This window comes from Streptomyces sp. NPDC058653, from assembly GCF_042716895.1.
Classification (GTDB): Bacteria; Actinomycetota; Actinomycetes; order Streptomycetales; family Streptomycetaceae; genus Streptomyces.
Genome location: NZ_JBHXRM010000069.1, coordinates 1 through 19,242 on the forward strand (window position 1 = coordinate 1; position 19,242 = coordinate 19,242).

Annotated in this window: 18 protein-coding genes; 11 read left to right on the top strand and 7 right to left on the bottom strand. The window is 72.2% G+C overall.

What is annotated here, in order from left to right; genetic code table 11:
- Positions 1 to 40: 40 nt before the first annotated feature.
- From ACFWU9_RS34735 to ACFWU9_RS34745, 3 genes are read right to left on the bottom strand one after another with little or no spacing between them, the layout of a single operon-like run.
- Positions 41 to 844 carry an amino acid ABC transporter ATP-binding protein gene (locus tag ACFWU9_RS34735; RefSeq protein WP_384325074.1) on the bottom strand — a complete coding sequence of 268 codons (804 nt, stop codon included), beginning with the start codon at positions 842 to 844 and terminating at the stop codon, positions 41 to 43.
- Entirely contained in the window at positions 841 to 1,788 is a 948-nt protein-coding gene (locus tag ACFWU9_RS34740; RefSeq protein WP_384325075.1) for an amino acid ABC transporter permease, read from the bottom strand. Before ACFWU9_RS34740 ends, ACFWU9_RS34735 begins: the two co-directional genes overlap by 4 nt.
- A 28-nt stretch (positions 1,789 to 1,816) precedes the next feature.
- Positions 1,817 to 2,779, bottom strand: a complete 963-nt coding sequence (locus ACFWU9_RS34745) for an ABC transporter substrate-binding protein (protein WP_384325076.1) — start codon at positions 2,777 to 2,779, stop codon at positions 1,817 to 1,819.
- A gap of 535 nt (positions 2,780 to 3,314) precedes the next feature.
- Between ACFWU9_RS34745 and ACFWU9_RS34750 the strand changes: the two genes are divergently transcribed.
- From ACFWU9_RS34750 to ACFWU9_RS34780, 7 genes are all read left to right on the top strand, one after another.
- A complete protein-coding gene (locus ACFWU9_RS34750) occupies positions 3,315 to 4,568 on the top strand; it encodes an NADP-dependent malic enzyme (protein ID WP_384325077.1) in 1,254 nt (417 codons plus the stop codon).
- A 294-nt stretch (positions 4,569 to 4,862) separates the two neighbouring features.
- Complete coding sequence (locus ACFWU9_RS34755) at positions 4,863 to 5,444, top strand: phosphoesterase (RefSeq protein ID WP_384325078.1); 582 nt, start codon at positions 4,863 to 4,865, stop codon at positions 5,442 to 5,444.
- Positions 5,441 to 6,997, top strand: a complete 1,557-nt coding sequence (locus ACFWU9_RS34760) for an alkaline phosphatase D family protein (protein WP_384325079.1) — start codon at positions 5,441 to 5,443, stop codon at positions 6,995 to 6,997. The genes ACFWU9_RS34755 and ACFWU9_RS34760 overlap by 4 nt, the downstream gene beginning before the upstream one ends.
- Before the next feature lie 103 nt (positions 6,998 to 7,100).
- Positions 7,101 to 8,063: a zinc-binding dehydrogenase gene (locus tag ACFWU9_RS34765; RefSeq protein ID WP_384325080.1), complete on the top strand. Its 963-nt coding sequence runs from the start codon at positions 7,101 to 7,103 to the stop codon at positions 8,061 to 8,063.
- 10 nt (positions 8,064 to 8,073) lie between these two features.
- Positions 8,074 to 8,409, top strand: coding sequence for a hypothetical protein (locus ACFWU9_RS34770; RefSeq protein ID WP_384325081.1), 336 nt, complete (start codon positions 8,074 to 8,076; stop codon positions 8,407 to 8,409).
- A gap of 79 nt (positions 8,410 to 8,488) precedes the next feature.
- Positions 8,489 to 8,698 carry a helix-turn-helix domain-containing protein gene (locus ACFWU9_RS34775; protein WP_069630502.1) on the top strand — a complete coding sequence of 70 codons (210 nt, stop codon included), beginning with the start codon at positions 8,489 to 8,491 and terminating at the stop codon, positions 8,696 to 8,698.
- Entirely contained in the window at positions 8,698 to 9,267 is a 570-nt protein-coding gene (locus ACFWU9_RS34780; RefSeq protein ID WP_384325082.1) for a Clp protease N-terminal domain-containing protein, read from the top strand. The genes ACFWU9_RS34775 and ACFWU9_RS34780 overlap by 1 nt, the downstream gene beginning before the upstream one ends.
- A gap of 99 nt (positions 9,268 to 9,366) precedes the next feature.
- On the opposite strand, the gene ACFWU9_RS34785 is transcribed toward ACFWU9_RS34780, so the two are convergent.
- The 4 genes from ACFWU9_RS34785 to ACFWU9_RS34800 all read right to left on the bottom strand — a co-directional run bounded on the left by ACFWU9_RS34785 (position 9,367) and on the right by ACFWU9_RS34800 (position 12,105).
- Positions 9,367 to 9,663: a hypothetical protein gene (locus ACFWU9_RS34785; protein ID WP_384325083.1), complete on the bottom strand. Its 297-nt coding sequence runs from the start codon at positions 9,661 to 9,663 to the stop codon at positions 9,367 to 9,369.
- Between the two features lie 106 nt (positions 9,664 to 9,769).
- Positions 9,770 to 10,804 carry a helix-turn-helix transcriptional regulator gene (locus ACFWU9_RS34790; RefSeq protein WP_384325084.1) on the bottom strand — a complete coding sequence of 345 codons (1,035 nt, stop codon included), beginning with the start codon at positions 10,802 to 10,804 and terminating at the stop codon, positions 9,770 to 9,772.
- Between the two features lies 1 nt (position 10,805).
- Positions 10,806 to 11,759 carry a DUF4097 domain-containing protein gene (locus ACFWU9_RS34795; RefSeq protein WP_384325085.1) on the bottom strand — a complete coding sequence of 318 codons (954 nt, stop codon included), beginning with the start codon at positions 11,757 to 11,759 and terminating at the stop codon, positions 10,806 to 10,808.
- A gap of 166 nt (positions 11,760 to 11,925) precedes the next feature.
- Positions 11,926 to 12,105: a DUF6104 family protein gene (locus ACFWU9_RS34800; RefSeq protein WP_014048295.1), complete on the bottom strand. Its 180-nt coding sequence runs from the start codon at positions 12,103 to 12,105 to the stop codon at positions 11,926 to 11,928.
- 78 nt (positions 12,106 to 12,183) lie between these two features.
- On the opposite strand from ACFWU9_RS34800, the gene ACFWU9_RS34805 reads away from it, so the two are divergent.
- The 4 genes from ACFWU9_RS34805 to ACFWU9_RS34820 all read left to right on the top strand — a co-directional run bounded on the left by ACFWU9_RS34805 (position 12,184) and on the right by ACFWU9_RS34820 (position 19,209).
- A complete protein-coding gene (locus ACFWU9_RS34805; RefSeq protein ID WP_384325086.1) occupies positions 12,184 to 12,738 on the top strand; it encodes a CU044_2847 family protein in 555 nt (184 codons plus the stop codon).
- A 169-nt stretch (positions 12,739 to 12,907) separates the two neighbouring features.
- Positions 12,908 to 14,935, top strand: a complete 2,028-nt coding sequence (locus ACFWU9_RS34810; protein WP_384325087.1) for a trypsin-like peptidase domain-containing protein — start codon at positions 12,908 to 12,910, stop codon at positions 14,933 to 14,935.
- A gap of 112 nt (positions 14,936 to 15,047) precedes the next feature.
- On the top strand, positions 15,048 to 16,103 hold the full coding sequence (locus ACFWU9_RS34815; protein WP_384325088.1) for an AAA family ATPase: 1,056 nt from the start codon (positions 15,048 to 15,050) through the stop codon (positions 16,101 to 16,103).
- 4 nt (positions 16,104 to 16,107) lie between these two features.
- Positions 16,108 to 19,209, top strand: coding sequence for an SAV_2336 N-terminal domain-related protein (locus ACFWU9_RS34820; RefSeq protein ID WP_384325089.1), 3,102 nt, complete (start codon positions 16,108 to 16,110; stop codon positions 19,207 to 19,209).
- The last annotated feature ends 33 nt before the right edge of the window (positions 19,210 to 19,242 follow it).

Sequence of the window (19,242 nt, forward strand, 5' to 3'; positions counted from 1 at the left end):
GGACCCCGGTCGGTGCCACCCCTCCGACGCGCCTGTACGGCTACAGCACCTTCGACAGGAACGACTTCGTCCGCTCGTGCTGCGGATTCGTCAGGACCTCGCGCGGATGGCCCGACTCCACGACCACCCCGTCGTCCATGAACACCAGCGCGTCGCCGACCTCGCGGGCGAAGCCCATCTCGTGGGTCACGACGACCATCGTCATGCCGTCCTCGGCGAGATCGCGCATCACGTCCAGGACGTCGCCCACCAGCTCCGGGTCGAGCGCCGACGTCGGCTCGTCGAAGAGCATCAGCTTCGGCTCCATCGCCAGCGCGCGGGCGATCGCCACGCGCTGCTGCTGACCGCCGGAGAGCTGGGAGGGATAGCCGCCCGCCTTGTCCGCGAGCCCCACCCGGTCCAGCAGCCTCTCGGCCCGCGCCCGGGCGACGGCCTTCGTCTCACGGCGCACCTGGATCGGCGCCTCCATGATGTTCTCGATGGCCGTCATGTGCGGGAAGAGGTTGAAGCGCTGGAAGACCATGCCGATGTCCCGGCGTTTCAGGGCGACTTCGGAGTCCCGCAGCTCGTAGAGCTTGTCGCCCTTCTGGCGGTAGCCGACCAGCTCGCCGTCGACGTACAGCCGCCCGGCGTTGACCTGCTCCAGATGGTTGATGCAGCGCAGGAAGGTCGACTTGCCGGAGCCGGAGGGCCCGATCAGACAGAAGACCTCGCGCGGCGCGACCTCCAGGTCGATGCCCTTCAGCACGTGCGCGGCGCCGAAGGACTTGTGCACGCCCTCGGCCTTCACCATCGCGGTCGCGCCGTTCGTCGTGCCTTTGGCCGTCTTCGCGATGGCGGTCATGCCGTGCCTCCGTTCGGGCGGCCCAGGGAGAACAGATTGGCCTTGACCCGCTGGAACGGGGTCTGCGGCAGCGTGCGCAGCGAGCCACGCGCGTAGTGCCGCTCCAGGTAGTACTGACCGATGCTCAGGACCGAGGTCATCAGCAGGTACCAGGCGGCGGCGAGGAAGAGCATCTCGACCGGGGCGCCGGAGGTCTGACCGATGTCCTGGGCGTATCTCAGCAACTCGTAGAACTGCACCGTCGCCACCAACGACGTCGTCTTCAGCATGTTGATGACTTCGTTGCCGGTCGGCGGCACGATCACCCGCATCGCCTGCGGGATCACGATGCGGCGCAGCGTCTTGGCGTGGCTCATGCCCAGCGCGTGCGACGCCTCCGTCTGGCCCTCGTCCACCGAGAGCAGGCCGGCGCGGCAGATCTCCGCCATGTACGCGGCCTCGTTGAGGCCGAGGCCGAGCAGCGCCGTCAGGAACGGCGTCATGAAGCTGGCCCAGTAGTCCTTGTAGATCGGCCCGAGGTTGATGTACTCGAAGACCAGGCCCAGGTTGAACCAGACCATCAGCTGGACCAGGACCGGCGTACCGCGGAAGAACCAGATGTACGACCAGGCGATGGACGACATCACCGGGTTCTTCGACAGCCGCATCACCGCGAGGACGATGCCGCCGACCACGCCGATGGCCATCGACAGGATGGTGAGGATCATCGTCTGGCCGACACCCTTGAGGATGCGGTCGTCGAAGAAGTAGTCCGGTACGGCGCCCCAGTTGATCTTTCCCTGGGAGAACGCGTAGATGATCATCGCGAGCAGTGCGAACGCGACGACCGCGCTCACGTACCGCCCGTAGTGCCGGACCGGAATGGCCTTGATGGCCTCCGGTCCGGCCGGTCCCGAGGGTGGAGCGTCGGAGGGACCGTCCGACTTGGATATCTCAACAGACACGGATGCTGCCTTTCGGAGCCGGGAGCGATCAGGTGCCGGCGTTGATCGTGGCTTCCTTGACCGCGCCGGCGTCGACGCCCCACTTCGCGATGATCTTGTCGTACTCGCCGTTGTCGATGATCGCGTTGAGCGCGGCCTGGAGCGCCTTGCTCAGCTCGTCGTTGCCCTTGGCGACGGCGATGCCGTACGGGGCGGCCTCGATCTGCTCGCCCACGAGCTGGAAGTCGTTGCCGCCGCCCGAGGTCTTCACCGCGTACGCCGCGACCGGGAAGTCCGACGAACCGGCGTCGGCGCCGCCGGCGCGCAGCCGTGTCTGGGCCAGCTGGTCGTTGTCGAAGGCCTGGATCCCGATGGCCTTCTCGCCGCCCTCGGTGCACTTCTTCGACTCGGCCTTGGCCAGGTCGTGCGAGACCGTGCCGCGCTGGACGACCATCTTCTTGCCGCAGAGGTCCGACCAGGCCGCGATGCCCTTGTCGTCGCCCTTCTTGGTGTAGATCGAGACACCGGCGGTGAAGTAGTCGACGAAGTCGACGCCCTCGCCGACCTTCTTGCCGGTCTCGGAGTCCACGCCGTCCTGGCGGGCCTTGGTGTCGGTCATCGCCGACATGGCTATGTCGTAGCGCTTGGAGCGCAGACCCGTGAGCAGCGTGTCGAAGGTGCCGTTCTCGAACTCGAACTTCACGCCGAGCTGCTTGCCGAGCGCGTCCGCGATGTCCGGGTCGATGCCCACGGTCTTGCCGGCGTCGTCCTTGAACTCCACCGGCGGGTACGCGATGTCGGAGCCCACCTTGATGACGCCCTTGTCCGCGATCGCCTTCGGCAGCTGGTCGGCCAGCGGGGCGCTCTTCGTGGAGGCGGCGGGGTCCTTCTCGCCGTCGTCGGTCTGGTCGCCACAGGCGGTCAGCAGCAGCGCGCCCGCGACCGCGATCGCGCCGACCGCGGCGATCCGGGACTTCCCGGCGGTGGTACGACTGGTGAAGCTGGCGGTCATGATGAGGATCCTCCGGCGGACGAGGGAATTGCCACGCGGTGGGCACGCGCCATCGAGTGTCGCGACCGTGTGTGACTGATTAGGGCATCTTGCCATTCGGACTGGTCCGTTCAGGGGCCCCGCCATGTCAAAATCGGATAACGGGTGACCCCCGTGTACCGGGGGACCGGCGGATCAAGACCGGACCATCTACTGGAATGCCTTCTTCCGGCCGGACAATCTCCGGTCTCTTTCGCCGTTCCGGGCGGTTTCGTGTCGTGCGGCGGAAGTGTCGTCAAACTCCGCTATGAGTCATGTCACCGCTTGTAGAAGGTTTCATGGGCGACCCGCCGATCCGGTCCGTCCGGTATGAAGGACACCGACACCCCTCATCCGGGGCTCAGGGCGCGTGTGCGGTGCGCCCGGCGCGTATGTACCTCCTCCTGTTCGGCCTTCCAACCGCCGATAACAGGTCATGTACGCGGTGCCCGCCCACCCCTCCGTAACCCAGGAGTGGACACCCTCAACTGATGAAGAGACTTAAGGGGTCAAGAACATGGCAGCGGAGATCGTGAATCCTCGCAGCGAGAGCGAAAGTGAAAGCGTCCGGGGAGCGCTCGGCGATGGTGACGGCATCGCCGACGACGCCACGGACGAGCCGTTCGATCCCGCCTTCGCGCTGCACCGCGGCGGGAAGATGGCGATCCAGGCGACCGTGCCCGTCCGGGACAAGGACGACCTGTCCCTCGCGTACACGCCGGGCGTCGCCAAGGTGTGCACGGCGATCGCGGAGAACCCGGAGCTGGTCCACGACTACACCTGGAAGTCCCAGGTCGTCGCCGTCGTGACCGACGGGACCGCGGTCCTCGGGCTCGGGGACATCGGTCCGGAGGCGTCGCTCCCCGTGATGGAGGGGAAGGCGATCCTCTTCAAGCAGTTCGGCGGGGTCGACGCGGTGCCGCTGGCGCTGGCGACGACCGACACCGACGAGATCATCGACACCGTCGTGCGGCTCGCGCCGTCCTTCGGCGGGGTCAACCTGGAGGACATCTCGGCGCCCCGCTGCTTCGAGATCGAGCGCCGGCTCCAGGAGCGGCTCGACATCCCCGTCTTCCACGACGACCAGCACGGCACGGCCGTGGTGACGCTGGCCGCCCTGCGGAACTCGGCCAAGCTCACCGGGCGCACGCTCGGCGAGCTGCGCGCCGTCATCTCGGGGGCGGGGGCGGCGGGGATCGCCATCGCGAAGTTCCTCCTGGCGGCGGGGATCGGCGACGTGTCGGTCGCCGACCGCAAGGGCATCGTCAGCCCCGACCGCGACGACCTGACCGACGTCAAGCGCGAGCTGGCCGAGATCACGAACCACGGGGGTCTCTCCGGCTCGCTGGAGGCCGCGCTCTCGGGCGCGGACGTCTTCATCGGCGTCTCCGGCGGTACGGTCCCGGAGCCGGCGATCGCGTCGATGGCCCCCGGGGCGTTCGTCTTCGCCATGGCCAACCCGAACCCGGAGGTCCACCCGGACATCGCGCACCAGTACGCGGCGGTGGTGGCGACGGGGCGCAGCGACTACCCGAACCAGATCAACAACGTGCTGGCGTTCCCCGGCATCTTCGCGGGCGCGCTCCAGGTGCGGGCGTCGCGCATCACGGAGGGCATGAAGATCGCGGCGGCGAACGCGCTGGCGGACGTGGTCGGTGACGAACTGTCGGCGGACTACGTGATCCCGTCCCCGTTCGACGAGCGGGTGGCCCCGGCGGTGACGTCGGCGGTGGCGACGGCGGCCCGCGCGGAGGGCGTCGCCCGCCGCTAGCCCAACTCGCCTGCCCACGCCCGGTCCCGGGGGTCGCCCCCGGGGCCGGGCGTCGTGGTCACGGAGGGGGCGGCGGGCGCGTGCGCCCCTTCCCCGAGCCGTACGGGGCGTGCTCCGCGTCGAACGGAGCTCAGCCCCCACAAGGGAGTTCGCGTCCGCCCCGGCAACCGCCCCGGCCCCGTTCACCCCGCCCCGCCAAGCCCCGTCACGGACAACCGCAACCCAAGCGACCCCGGTCATTCATCCGCGCCTGGTGGGATCCTCGCGCCGAGGAATGGCCAAGAGGAGGCGCTGGTGAATCTGCTTGTCAACGGAGATGCCGAGAAGGGGCCGGGCGGGACCGCCGAGCCCGTCGGGAGCGTCGTCGGCTGGAAGGTGCGGAAGGGGGCGCCCGCGCTCGTCGGGTACGACGTCGGGGACGGGTATCCCACGCCCGGCGATCCCGGGCCCGGCGGCGAGGCCGGGGCGAGGTTCTTCTCCGGGGGGAACAGCCCCGTCACCGTCCTCGTACAGGAAACGGTTCTTCCCGCCTCCGGGGCCACCGGGCACCGTGCGGTCGACGCCGGCCGGGTGCGGTACGTGCTGAGCGGGTGGCTCGGTGGCTACGCCGGGCAGGAGGACGGTGTCAGGCTGTCCGTCGAGTTCCGCGATCGTGCCGGGACCCCCCTCGCGCTCTCCGTCCTCGGCCCCGTCGGCGCCGCCGAACGCGGCCACGCCACCGCCCTGTTGGAGCGCAGCGCCGAGGCCGCCGTGCCGCCCGGTGCCCGGTCCGCCTTCGTACAGCTCTCGTTCACGCGCAGTGGCGGGGGCACGTCGAACGACGGCTACGCGGACGGGATCTCACTCCGGCTGACCGCTTCGGGAAGGCACTCATGACTCTCAACAGACGTGATCTGCTCAAGGCCGCCGGTGCCGCGGGCGCGCTCAACGCGGTGTGGCCACTGACCGCCGGACTCTCGCCCGCCCAGGCCCGCGAGGCCGCGGAGGCGCTCGGTTCGACGTACGACAAGGCGCCGTTCACGCTCGGCGTCGGCTCCGGCGACCCGCAGCCCACCAGTGTCGTGCTCTGGACGCGCCTCGCGCCCGAGCCGTTCGCCGAGCCCGGTGAGCAGGGGCTCGACGAGATCGTCGACGTCCGCTGGGTCGTCGCCGAGGACCGCGCCCTGCGCCGCGTCGTCGCGCGCGGCACCGTCCCCGCGTCCGCGACCCTCGCGCACAGCGTGCACGTGCCGGTCGGCGGGCTGCGTCCCGGCCGTACGTACTACTACGCGTTCACCGCGCTGGGCAGGACCAGCAGGCTGGGCAGGACCCGTACCGCGCCCGCCGGCCGGGTCCGCTCCGCCCGCTTCGCCACCGCCAACTGCCAGAACTACCCCCAGGGCCACTACGCGGCGCTGCGCGGCATCGCCCGCGAGGACCTGGACTTCGTCATCCACCTGGGTGACTACATCTACGAGCACGGCCCCGAGGGCAGCGACATCCGCGACCACAACGGTCCGGGGATCCTCACGCTGCACGACTACCGGGTCCGCCACGCCCTCTACAAGGGCGACCCGTCGCTGCGCGAGGCGCACGCCGCGCACCCGTGGTTCCTCACCTGGGACGACCACGAGGTCGTGAACGACTACAGCGGTACGGGCGGCGGCGCCCCGTTCATGCGGCGCCGGGCCGCGGCGTACCAGGCGTGGTACGAGCACCAGCCCCACCGCGGCGCGGGCGACTCCGTCCTGCCGGACATCGACATCCACCGGGTGCGCCGCTGGGGCGACCTGCTGGAGCTGGCCGTGCTCGACCTGCGGCAGTACCGCTCCGCGCAGAACCTCCCCGACGGCACCATCCTGGGCGCCGACCAGAAGGCCTGGCTGAAGAAGACCGTCGACCGCGCGCCCGACAGCTGGCACGTCTGGGCCAACTCGATCATGCTCAGCCAGCTGCGGGGCCGGCCCGGTGGCGGCTTCATGTTCACCGACCAGTGGGACGGCTTCCTCGGCGAGCGCGAGGAGGTGCTGGAGCACGTACGCACCAGCGGCCTCGAAGACCTCGTGGTGCTCACGGGTGACTGGCACTCCGCGTTCGTCGACGACATCCGGCCGGACTACGACAACACCGAATCGCCGGTCATCGGAACGGAGTTCACCGCGCACTCGGTGAGCTCCGGCGCGTACGACGCGGGGTGGAACGCCGACAACGGCCCGCTGATGGGCGCGGCCAACCCGCATCTCCAGTACTTCGAGGGCAACCACTACGGCTACGACGTGTACGAGGTCACGCCGGAACGCTTCAGCACCCATATGCGGGTCATCGAGGACCGCCGTGACCCGGCCTCTCCCGTCTCCACCCTGACCACGTTCCATGTGGACCGGGGCAGGGCGGGCGCGTACGAGGACCCGGCGACCAGGTCGTCGCCCGCGCAGTACCGGAGGGACTGACACGCCGGGCAGTGAACAGGGCACTGTCCAGGGCCGGGGACGGGACTCGCCTCACACACGCGTGTGGTTCCGTGTGTCCCGCCCCCGCTCTAGGGTCGAGGTCATGTTCGCCGCCTACGCAGCCCGCATCGACCGGGACCAGCCCATCAACGGCCTCGAGTTGGGCGACCGCCCCGCTCCGGAGCCGCGCCCCGGCTGGTCCACCGTGACCGTGAAAGCCGCCTCGCTCAACCATCACGACCTCTGGACCCTGCGCGGGGTCGGGATCACGGAGGACCGGTTGCCCATGATCCTCGGCTGCGACGCCGCCGGGATCGACGAGGAGGGCAACGAGGTCGTCATCCACTCCGTCGTCGGCCAGACCGGCCACGGCGTCGGCCCCCACGAGCCCCGCTCGATCCTCACCGAGCGCCACCAGGGCACCTTCGCCGAGCAGGTCTCCGTCCCCACCTGGAATCTGCTGCCCAAGCCCGCCGCGCTGACCTTCGAGGAGGCCGCCTGTCTGCCGACCGCGTGGCTGACCGCGTACCGGATGCTCTTCACCAACGCCGGCGTACGGCCCGGGGACTCCGTCCTCGTCCAGGGCGCGGGCGGCGGTGTGGCGACCGCCGCGATCGTGCTCGGGAAGGCCGCCGGGATGCGGGTGTACGCCACCAGCCGCGACGAGGCGAAGCGCAAGCGCGCGGTCGAACTGGGCGCCACCGAGGCGTTCGAGCCCGGCGCGCGGCTGCCGCACCGTGTGGACGCCGTCCTGGAGACGGTCGGCGCCGCGACCTGGTCGCACTCGATCAAGTCCCTGCGGCCCGGCGGCACGCTGGTGATCTCCGGCGCCACCAGCGGCGACCGGCCCTCGCACGCGGAGCTGACCCGGATCTTCTTCCTGGAGCTGAGGATCGTCGGCTCGACGATGGGCACCAAGGACGAACTGGAGGACCTGCTGTCCTTCTGTACGGCGACGGGCATCCGCCCCGTGATCGACGCCGTCCTGCCGCTGGACCGGGCCCGCGAGGGCTTCGAGCGGATGACGGCGGGCGATCTGTTCGGCAAGATCGTGCTGACCCGCTGAGAGGGATGTCGTGACCGCGCTGCTGCCGTTGCTGACGGTGGTCGGCTGCCTCGCGGCGGTCATGGGGTTCTTCGGGTGGCTCGCGCTCCTCGTACGCAGACGGGGCAGCGCGGGCGCGGCGATCACCGCCGCGATGGCCTCGTACGACGAGGCGTTCCGGGTGACCGCGCACGAGGCGCACCACGAGATCCAGGCGGGGGCCGAGCGGCGACTCCCGCTGCCCTCGCCCGACGATCCGGACCGCCGGGCCGCCAACGGCCCTGTTCCGTCCGGGCGTTCACACCTTAGGAGGCCTGCCCGCCGCCGTTCCGTACTACGGCGCTGGGCGAGGCGGCTGCGCGGCTGAGGCTGGGGCACGGGTCGGCGCCCGACCGGCGTGTCAATTTTGGTTGACGCGACCGGCTTGTCAACGTAAATTGACAGCCATGACGGATGCAACGGATCTCGCCGAACGGGCGGGCGACCGCGATCCCCGCGTCGGGCTGCGAGCGGTCGCCGCGCTGCGGCGGCTGCTCGAACAGCTCGAAGCCGTCCAGGTGCGCAGCGCCCGGAACCAGGGCTGGTCGTGGCAGGAGATCGCGGCCCAGCTCGGGGTCAGCAGGCAGGCGGTACACAAGAAGTACGGGAGGCAGTGATGTTCGAACGCTTCACGAAGGGCGCGCGCGCCGTGGTGACGGGCGCCGTCGCCCAGGCCGAACGCACGGCGTCGCCCCGGGTCACCGACGAGCACATGCTGCTCGCGCTGCTCGACTCACGGGGGACCCGGTCGGCGTTCGCCTTCGCCTCGCTCGGCATCCTGGATCAGCGGGCCTCGGTCGAGGCGGGGCTGGCGGACGCGCGGCGACGGGGCGGGATGTCGTCCGCCGACGCGGCGGCGCTCGCGGAGATCGGGATCGACGTCGGGCGGATCGTCTCGAAGGTCGAGGAGACGCACGGCGCGGGCGCGATGGGAGTACGCGGGTCGGGGCGGCGCGGGTGGACGTCGCACAAGAAGTTCGCGCCCGAGGCGAAGAAGGCGCTGGAGCAGTCGCTGCGGGTGGCGCTGGGGCGCGGTGACAAGGCGATCGACGACGGCCACATCCTGCTGGCGCTGACGGCGCGGCCGGGGGTGGTGTCGGACGTGCTCGCGGAGCACGGGGGGACGTACGGGGCGGTCGAACGGGCGCTGTTCGGGGAGGGTTTCACCCCGGCGGGCTCCGGCTGACCGGTGCGGTGCGGTGCGGTCCGGGGCGGTGGTCGGGGCCGCGCGCGGCGCCGGTGCCTGACCGGGGGCCGTACGGCACCGGCCCCGCCGTGTGGCCCCTCAGCGCCAGTCGCCGGTCACCCAGGCCAGCAGCCTGGGACGGGCCGTCCCGTCGCACTTCACCAGAATCGCCTTGTCGACGACCTGGACGGTGACGGCCCCCCGCGCGAACGACGAGATCCCGGTGGTGAACCGGCCTGGCTCCGTGAACGTGTCGGGGCCCCGGAGCGCGGTCGTCGGTCCGGGGGAGTCGCAGCCGACGCCCTGAAGGGGCTGGCCGAGGAACCAGCCGCCGACGAAGACGGCGTACAGCACGGCGGTGGCGCCCAGGCGGCGCGCGGTTATCCAGGTGGGCACGGACGGAGTCTTCCACGACCAGGAGCGGGGCGGGTCCGGGGGCCACCGGATCGCCCGGCCCGGATCCGCCGGCAGGACAACCGTGTCCGTACTTCCAGCCGTGCCGTTACGCCGTCGGCCCCCGCAGCAGCGCCAGGACGCGGGCCGCCGCCGCCGACAAGTCGCCCCGGACCTCCGCGAGCTGAGCCTCCGTCACACCGTGGTCGCGGGCCGCGTCGCGGATGTCGTCGCGGAAGCGGTCCAGCAGACGGTCCAGGTCGCGGGCCGGGTCGCCCGTCCTGGGGGTGTCCTCGCCCCAGGCGGGACCCGTCTTCGCGGCGCGGTCGGTGTCAGCGAAGTGGTCCGTCTTCGAGGCGTGGTCGGTGTTCGCGGCGCGGTCGGTGTCCGCCGTCTCCGGGGTACCGAACGGAGGCCACTTGGAGCCCGTCGCCAGACCCCCCAGCTGCGCCGACATCTCGGACAGCCCCTCCCACACACCCGTCGGCCAGTCACCGTGCGCGAAGTGGCCCTGGACCTGTTCCTGGACCTGTCTGGCCATGCGCAGCATCTCCTGGCGGGCCTTCTCCTGCGCCTCCTTGGCCTGGCGGCGCGCCTGTTGGGCGTCCTCGCGGGCCCGGCGGGACTCGTCCTTCGCGCGGCGGGCCTGTTCCTTCCACTCCTGCTTCGCGCGGCGCAGCTCCTCCTTCGCCGCGCGCCAGGACTCGCCGTCCCCGCCCGTCTTCTCCCACTCGGCGGAGCCGGACGGCGTGCCCGCCGAGGCGGACGCCGCAGCCGCGCGCATCTCGTTGCGCAGCTGGCCCGCCGCGCCCCGTACGTCGTCCCGGATCTCCGCGGCGAGTTCGGAGACGGACTCGCGGATCTCCAGCTCCAGATCGGCCAGTTCACCGCTGCGGCCCGCCAACTCCTCGCGGCCCGCCTCCGTGATCGAGTAGACCTTGCGGCCGCCCTCGGTGGCGTGCGTGACCAGGCCCTCGGCCTCCAGTTTGGCCAGCCGGGGGTAGACCGTGCCGGCGGAGGGCGCGTACAGGCCCTGGAAGCGCTCCTCCAGCAGGCGGATCACCTCGTAACCGTGGCGCGGAGCCTCGTCGAGCAGCTTGAGCAGATAGAGGCGGAGACGGCCGTGGGCGAAAACGGGGGGCATGTCAGAGCTCCTTCTTGTCGGCCGGCGTCGCGTCGTCCGCGTCGGCGTCCGATGGTGCGGTGTCCACGGGTGCGCCCCCGTGCGGGAGATCCGCCGGCGGCCGGGGCGCGCCGTACGGGTCCTCCGACGCCGGCCTCCTTAGGAGGGCGATCGAGCCGGACAACGTCAGCGCCTTGAGCTGCCCCGTACCCGCTCCCAGCGTGCCCGTGATCTTCTTGGAGCCCCAGTGTCCGCCGACGCGCAGGTCGTCGAAGGCGTTGGAGAGCGAACCGCTCGTCGTGTTCGCCTCGACCGTCGCGTCCGTCGGGTGCGGCAGCCTGATGGCGACCTCGCCCGAGACCGTGTTGACCTTGATGTCGGTGGGTCTGCCCGCGGGCTCCAGGTCGATGGCCATGTCGCCGCTGATGGAGTCCGCCCGCACGGAGGATCCCCCGCAGTCCACGACGGTCAGATCGCCGGAGACCGACTGGAAGCGGAGGTCACCGGTGACGGCCTGGGCCTCGACGTTCCCGGAGACCGTCTCCGCGCGGACCTGGCCGGCCAGGCCGACGAGGGTGGTGTCGCCGTGCACGCCGCAGACCTCCGTACGACCCTTGATCCCGGAGATCACGGCACTCGCTCCGACGACGCCGACCTCGACGCTCGCCGTCGCGGGCACCGAGAGGGTGACGACGGCGTGGCGGCGGCGGTCCTTGGGGTCGAACCAGCTGAGGAAGTTCTGCCAGGGCAGGTCCTCGTAGGCGACGGTGAGCGTGCTGCCCGTACGGGTGACGATCAGGGGCGGGCCCTGGATCTCGGAGATCTCCAGGCGCGCGCCGCCCTGCTCGGACAGTACGGTCTCGTCGATGCCGACGACGTTGACCGTGCCGTTCGTGACGCGCACGCTGAACGCCGTCACCGGGTCGTCGAACGTCAGCTTCTTCGGCCCGCTGACTTCCCACGTCGACTCTGCCATGGTGCTGACTCCCCTGGGCCGGCCACGACGCAACATATCGCGTCTCTTCTTCAACACGATATATCGTGGCTAGGGGAAGTCAAGACCTATCGCGATGCCTGCGCGTGTTCGAGTCGGGGGAGGCGGGGGAGCCGGGAGAGGGGGCGGTCGCGACGGCCGGGACCGGTCACTCGTCCTCGTCGTCGTCCAGGCGCGCCAGCCAGGTCGCCAGGCGTTCCACCGGAACCTCGAAGTCCGGATTGAGGTCGACGAACGTACGCAGCTGCTCGGCCAGCCACTCGAAGGTCACCTCCTCCTCGCCGCGCCGCTTTTCCAGTTCCTCGATCCCGCGATCGGTGAAGTACATGCGAACAGCGTAACTACCTGGTCGGGAGGGGAGATATCCCGCACACACCGGTGCGGGACGAGCGGGGGAGGGGTGGCGGTGGACCGCGACACAAGAGGCGGCCATGAGGTACGGGAGGTGGTCCTGCCCGGCGGGCAGGTCATCCTCGCCAGGGTCGCCGTGCTGCGTCCGGACGGGTCGGCCTTCGAGGACGTCGGGGCCGTCGACCGGCTCCGGACGGGAGTGACCCGCGTCAACGAGGTGATCGCGGCGGTCGGCGCGACCGTGATGGACGCGGCGCGGGCGGCGGGACCGAGCGAGGTCAGCGCCACGTTCGGCATCGAGCTGGCGATGAAGCCGGGCGCGGCGGTGGCCGCCGTCCTGGCCGACGGGGAGGCCAAGGCGTCCATCTCCGTCACCCTCACCTGGCAGCCGGGCCGCGAGCGCGACGCCGCTGCGGCAGACCGAGCGACAGCCGCCCCCGAGCCGGCGACCCCCGCGGCGGACGGTCCACCGGTGCCGCCGGCACCCGGCGGCCCGCCGATACCGCCGCCTCCCGGAGCCCCGCCCACGGTCCCCGCCCCGGCGGTCCCGCCCCGCCCCCAGGGCTCGCCGGGACCGGAACCACTCCCCACTTCGGGATCATCGGGCTAGCCTCGTCCCACTTGCCTCAACTTCGGGGGAACGGGGTGCGGATGAAAGACGCTCGGATCTGTGGAGAGCCCGGCGCGGGGGAAGGGGCCGTTCCAGGACGCACCGTTCCGGAACACGCCGTACCGGTGCGCGCCCTTCCAACGCCCTCGTACTCCCCGTGTGTTCACTCATGAGCTCCCTCGAAGACCCCGTGAGCCGGGGAGTCGTCCGCATCGGTCCCGTCGCTCGCGGGTATGACGGAGACAGTGCCGGATTCCGGGGCAGCGGATTCTTCGTCGCCCCCGAATGGGTCGTGACCTGCGCGCATGTCGTGGACAAGAGGGTGGGTGCGATGGAGCGGGAGCCAGGGGGCACAGTCACGGTCACCACCCACGACGACGAGCGGTTCGAGGGCGAGATCGCCCATGTGCTGGCCGGGCACGATCTCGCGCTCGTACGGGTGCCGGGCGCGGACTTCACCGACTGCCTCTGGCTCAGCGACCGTTCGGCGCCGACGCCCGCCGAGGTCGAGCTGTACGGCTGGGCGGACACGACGGGCGGGTACGGCGGGGAGGAGTTCCTCTCCACGACGGCGATGGCGACCGGCGGACGCCGCAGAAACCCGATGTGGCTCCAGAACGGCCTGGTGCTGCACGGCTGTTCGGGCGGCCCCGTCGTCGACACCCGGTACGGATCGGTCATCGGCGTCATCAAGGGCAAGGGCGAGGGCGACGCCACGATCGGCCGCGCCGAGTCCGTCACCGCGCTGCGCACGCTCTGCGACCAAGGGGCCGAATCCCTCTGGGCGGAGCTCATCGGCGGCCACGACCGGCACCATCTGCGCCGCCTGGAGGGCTCGGGCGAGAGCTGGCCCCGGCTGCACACCCGCCTCGCGGTGGCACAGGGCCAGCCGCACAGCTTCTCCCCGCAGTCGCGTACGCAGCTGTACGGGCTCTTCGCCGACGTCGAACCGCCGTCGGGCCCCGGCCAGGTGCTGCATCTGGTCAACGGCGCGAGCCGGCGGCTGCTGCGGGCGCCGCAGCGGATCGAGTCCAACGACCCGCGCAGCTGGCGCGAGGGTTCGGGGCTGCTCTACGACCCGCGCGAGCACACCGAAGGCGCCCTCGTGGGACGGGATCTCGAACAGGAAGCCGTCGTCCTGTACGCGGCCATGGTGTACGGCACCCTGCGCGCTCCCCGTGACACCCCGGCCGCCAAGAAGCTCCGCCACTGGGTGGAGACGGCCGCCAACGCCCTGGAGACCGACGTGATCCGGGAGGAGAGCCTGGAGCTCCTCGCCGGCGGCGACCACGCCGACGGCGGGGCGGGCGGAGGCGCCGTTCCCGGCGACGCCGCCCATGACGACGTGCTCGTCGTCATCGAGCCCGAGGTCTACGGCACCCATCCCTGGCGCGTACAGCTGCTGGACCCCGACGGCGGCACGACCACCGTCCGGTACGACGAGGAGGGTGTCCCGCGCACCGGTCTGGAGGCCGCCGTACGCCAGGGACTGAGCGAGGCGCTGGCCCGCGCCGACGCCGGGCAGTACCTGGCGGCCGTCGACTTCCTGCTGCCCCGCGCGCTCTTCGACGAGCCCGTCGACGAATGGCGCTCCCGCCTCCCGGGCGCCGACGAACCGCCCAGCGTGCACACCCTCCCGATCGGACGGCGCAGAGTCGTCGCCCTGCGCGACCAGTTGCGCCGGCGCGACGGCGTGACTCCGGAGTGGAACCGCGGCAGACGCGCGGCCGACCACGGACCGCTGGTGGCCGTACCGCTCTGTCTGGACGTACCGGACGGGGGGCACACGGCCACCTCGCCGGAGGGCGAGGAGGCGGCGTACGCGCGGCTGTCGGTGAGCACGGCGGGCGTCGCGGGCGGTTCGCTGCCGGTGTACTGCGCGAGTACGGCCACCGGGCGCGGCTCACGCGTCCTGACGCGTGCCTTCCACGCCGGCCATGTCGCCGTGCTGTGCCGCCGTGCCGCCGAGGACGGGCACGACGACTGCGCGGAGTTCTACCGCAGGGCCGCCCAGTTGGTGCGCGAGGCACCCACCGGGAGCGCGCTGCGCGAGCGGGTGCGGGTGCTGCGCAACCTCAGCGCGGACACCGAACGTACCGACCAGGACACGGCCTGGGCACGGCACATCGTCCTCATCTACGATCCACCCCACAGGCCGGCGCTTCCCGACGAACCTCTGCACGCCCCGCCCCTATGACAGGCAGGTGCCCCCAAGTGACCTGCTGCGGAGGGGGTATGAGCGGCCGAGCGGGGTACGGACGTCCAGTATGCCGGGCGCACGCCGGGCCGACATCGATGAGGAGCCCACAGTGAGCGACTGGCGCATCTACCGAGGAGCGGGACTGCCGCACGACGGTGCGCGGCAATTACCCGATCCGCCTCCCTGGCGGGAGTTCACGGCGCGCGGCTCCGACGGCGCGGACGGGGCGGACGGGGCGGGGGACGAGGCACCGGACGGGGCGCACACCGAAGAGGTGGACAACGCCCGCCGACTGGGCGTCAAACGCCGGCTCGTGGAGTCGTTCCACCCGCGCCCCGAAGAGGTCGAGGCCGTCAACGCCGCGCTCCAGCTGCGCCGTCCGCTGCTCGTCACCGGCACGCCCGGCACCGGCAAGTCGACGCTCGCGCACGCCGTCGCGCACGAACTGCGGCTCGGCCGCGTGCTGCGCTGGCCGATCGTCAGCCGCACCACTCTCCAGGACGGCCTCTACCACTACGACGCCATCGGCCGTCTCCAGGACGTGCAGCTCGACCGGGCGGTGTCCGGCGACGCGGTGACGCAGCCGCCCATCGGCTCGTACATCAGGCTCGGCCCGCTCGGTACGGCGCTGCTGCCCTCGCCCGACCGGCTGCCCCGGGTCCTGCTCATCGACGAGTTCGACAAGAGCGACATCGATCTGCCGAACGACCTCCTGAACGTCCTGGAGGAGGGCGAGTTCACGATCCGTGAGCTGGAGAGGCGCGCCGAGCGGGAGCCGGCGACCGAGGTCCTGACCGACGACGGGACACCCGTGACCGTGGTCGGCGGCCGGGTGCGGTGCACCGCGTTCCCCTTCATCATCCTCACCTCCAACGGCGAACGGGACTTCCCCGCCGCCCTGTTGCGCCGCTGTATCCAGCTCGACCTCAAACCGCCCGGCGAGAAACAGCTCGCCGCGATGGTCGCGGCGCATCTGGGCGAGGAGGCCCTGGAGGAGGGCGCGGAACTGATCGAGCGCTTCCTCCAGCGCGAGCCCGGCGAGGTCGTCGCCACCGACCAGCTGCTGAACGCGCTCTATGTGACACAGAGGGCCGCCAACGCCGAACAGGTCACCCGCAACAGGCTCGCCGAGATGCTGCTCCGCCCTCTCGACCGTCCGAGGTGATGGCGTGACCATCCCCGACCCGCCCCCCGGCGCCACCCCGCGACCGCCCCCGGGTGACCAGGGGCGCCCGGACCACCGGCCCGAGCAGCAGCCGGCCGGGCGGGCGGGCGACCCCACGGACGGCGGCGCGCAGGGTGGCGGGCCGGGGCGCGCGCCCGGCGCCTCGCGGGCCGCCGCGACGGACGGGCTGGCGGAGCTGGTCGGCCGACTGCGCGCGGCCGGCCGCGACGTATCGGCCAGAGAGCTGGCCGAGGCCGTCTGGCTGGCGCGTCTGACGGACCCGCGGCCGCGGACAGGGAAGGGTCCGGGGCATCATGACGTTCCGACCACCCGGCCGACCGGGTCCGACAAGGCCGTGCGGCCGCCGGCCGGCGACCCCGCACCACGGCCCGAGCCCCCGCCCCGCACCTCCGAGCACACCGCGCCCCTCTCGCTCTACGCCCCCTCGGGCGGCGACAGCGTGCCCACGCGGTCCTTCCCGATACGGGCCCCCGCCACCGGAGCCCTCTCCGGCATGCTCGGCCTGCAACGCGCGCTGCGACCGCTGCGCGGCTACCGCCCGCCCGTCCACCCGGTCCTCGGTCCGGAGCTGGACGAGGAGGCGACCGCCGAGCGCAGCGCCGCCGACGGCCTCCTGCGCCCCGTACGCCGCCCGGCCGCGCACCGGGAGGCCGAGATCCAGCTCCTGATGGACGCCTCCCCGACCGCGTCGGTGTGGCAGCTGACGCTGGAGCGGCTCCGGCAGGCCTGTGAACGGCTCGGCGCCTTCCGCGATGTCCAGGTGCACTATCTGCACCAGGGACCGGACGGCTCCGCGATGGCCGGCACCGGACCCGACCCGCACCACACCCGGCTGCGCCCCGCCGACCAGCACCGCGACATCACCGGACGCCGGCTCACCCTCGTCATCAGCGACTGCGTGGGGCCGCTGTGGCAGTCCGGCGGTGCCCAGCGGCTGCTGTACCGCTGGGCCGAGGCCTCCCAGATCGCCGTCGTCCAGCCACTGCCGCCGCGCCTGTGGGACCGTACGGCACTGCCCGCCGATCCGGGGACGCTCGTGCACGAGCCCGGTGTGGGGCGCGGCATGCGGTTCATCGCCGACGAGAGACACGGCCTGGAGGCGCCGCCCGCCGGCGCACGCCCCGTGCCCGTGCTGCTGCCGACCGACCGGGTCCTCGGCAACTGGGCCCAGCTGCTCGGCGGCACCGGCACCCGTTCGATGCGCGGCGCGGCGGGCTGGGTGCTGCCGCAGCACCCGGCGCAGCCCGCGGCGGCGCCGTACGGCGGGGCACGCACCCCGCAGGCGCGGCTGCGCGACTTCCGCTCCGGGGCGTCGCCCGGCGCGCTGGAGCTGGCCGTGCATTTGGCGGCCGTACCGCTCTATCTGCCGGTCATGCAGCTCGTCCAGGAGGCGCTGCTCCCGGACACCGGCCCCATGCAGCTGGCCGAGGTGCTCCTCGGCGGGCTCCTGGAGCGGCTGCCCGACATGCCGGACGTGCCCGGCCCCCGCTACGACTTCGCGCCCGGCGTACGCGAACTGCTGCTGGAGATGCTCGACCGGGGCGCGGCCGAACTGGTGCTGAAGTATCTGTCGGAGTACGTCACCCGGCGCTTCGGCAAGGGCATGCGCAACTTCCCCGCCCTGGCCGTCGCCCGCCTCCAGGGCGTGGAGGCCGGCGAGGCGAGTGTGCCCGAGGACCCGGACGGCGGGCCGCAGGCCGACGAGGAGCTGTTCGCGCAGGTCCCCGCGCGGGTGGTGCGCTGGTACAAGCCCGTACGGCCGGTGCCCGGCAGGCTGGACGAGGTGGAGCGGCTGCTCGGCCTCTGGCGGGACCGGCGCGACCGGCAGATGCTCTTCGACGCGCAGGCGCTCGCCGAGGCGGCGCTCGCGTCCGAGGGCAGCGAACGCTCACGCCATCTGCTGGGGCGGGTGCTGTTCGCCCGCGCCAACACGGCGGAGGCGCGCCGTGATCCGGCGGAGGCGCACCGGCTGCTGGTCCGGGCCGAGCGGCTGCTCGTGGGACAGGAGCCGGCGACGGCGGTCGCCCGCGCGGACGTCCGGCACGAACTGTGGCGCCAGGACGGCGACACCCGGTGGCTGCGCGCGGCGGTGGCCGGGCTGACCGGCGTCACCGGCGGGGAAGACCTCACGACGGAGACCGCGCGCCGGCTCCGGATGGGCCGGGCCCTGCTCGACCTCGCGAGGACGGAGAGCGACGGGGAGGAGCCCGCCATCGCGTCGGCACGTGAACTGCGTTCCGCGATTCTCCTGTTGGACCAGGAGGAGGCGCCGCCCCACCGGCGCGCCGGCGCACTCCTCGACCTGGTGTCCGCCCTGCGGCTGACACCGGACAGTGACACGGCGGAGCTCCTCGCCCTGACGGACGCGGCCGAGTCCGCCGCCGAGGACAGCGCCCCGCTCGTGCTCGGCGCCCGGCGCGAGCGGGCGCGCGTCCACCGCGAGGCGCGGGACTGGGAGGCGGCGGCGACCGCGTACCGGCAGGCCGAGCGCAGCGCACCGCGCGACAGCCACGTCCGGTGCGAACTGCTCACCGAGTGGGGCGAGATGCTGCTCAGCGAGACCCGGAGCCCCGACCGCGCGGAGGGCATCCTGCGCGAGGCCCTCACCAACGTCTCCTCCGCGGCCCCGCTGCGCTGGCATCTGCATCTGCTGCTCGGTACGGCCCTGCTGGACCGGTACCGGGGCGACGGCGCGGGGAGCGGCTTCCTGCCCGACGTCTACGAGGGCTGCCATCTGCTGGAGCTCTCGGCGCGCCGCGCCGCCGACCCGGGGACCCGGGCCCGTTCCTGGCTGACGCTGGCGGGCGCGCGGCTCGATCTGCCGGACCCGGAGTCGCACTTCGCCTCGGCGGAGTCGGCCTACGGCCGGGCCCTGCGCGAGGCCGCCGAATCGCCCTCGCTCACGGCGGCCCGCGCCCTGCACGGCCGCGGTGAACTGTACGAGCGGATGGCACGGCCGCTGGCGGCCAGGGCCGACTACCGCGCGGCGACCGGTCACTGGCGCCGGCTGGCGGACCTCGGCACCCCGGTCCCGGAGGACGAGGTACGGGCGACCCGCGAGCGGGCGGAGGCGCTGGGGGGCTGACCCGCCCGGGCGGGGCTCATGGACGGACGTGTA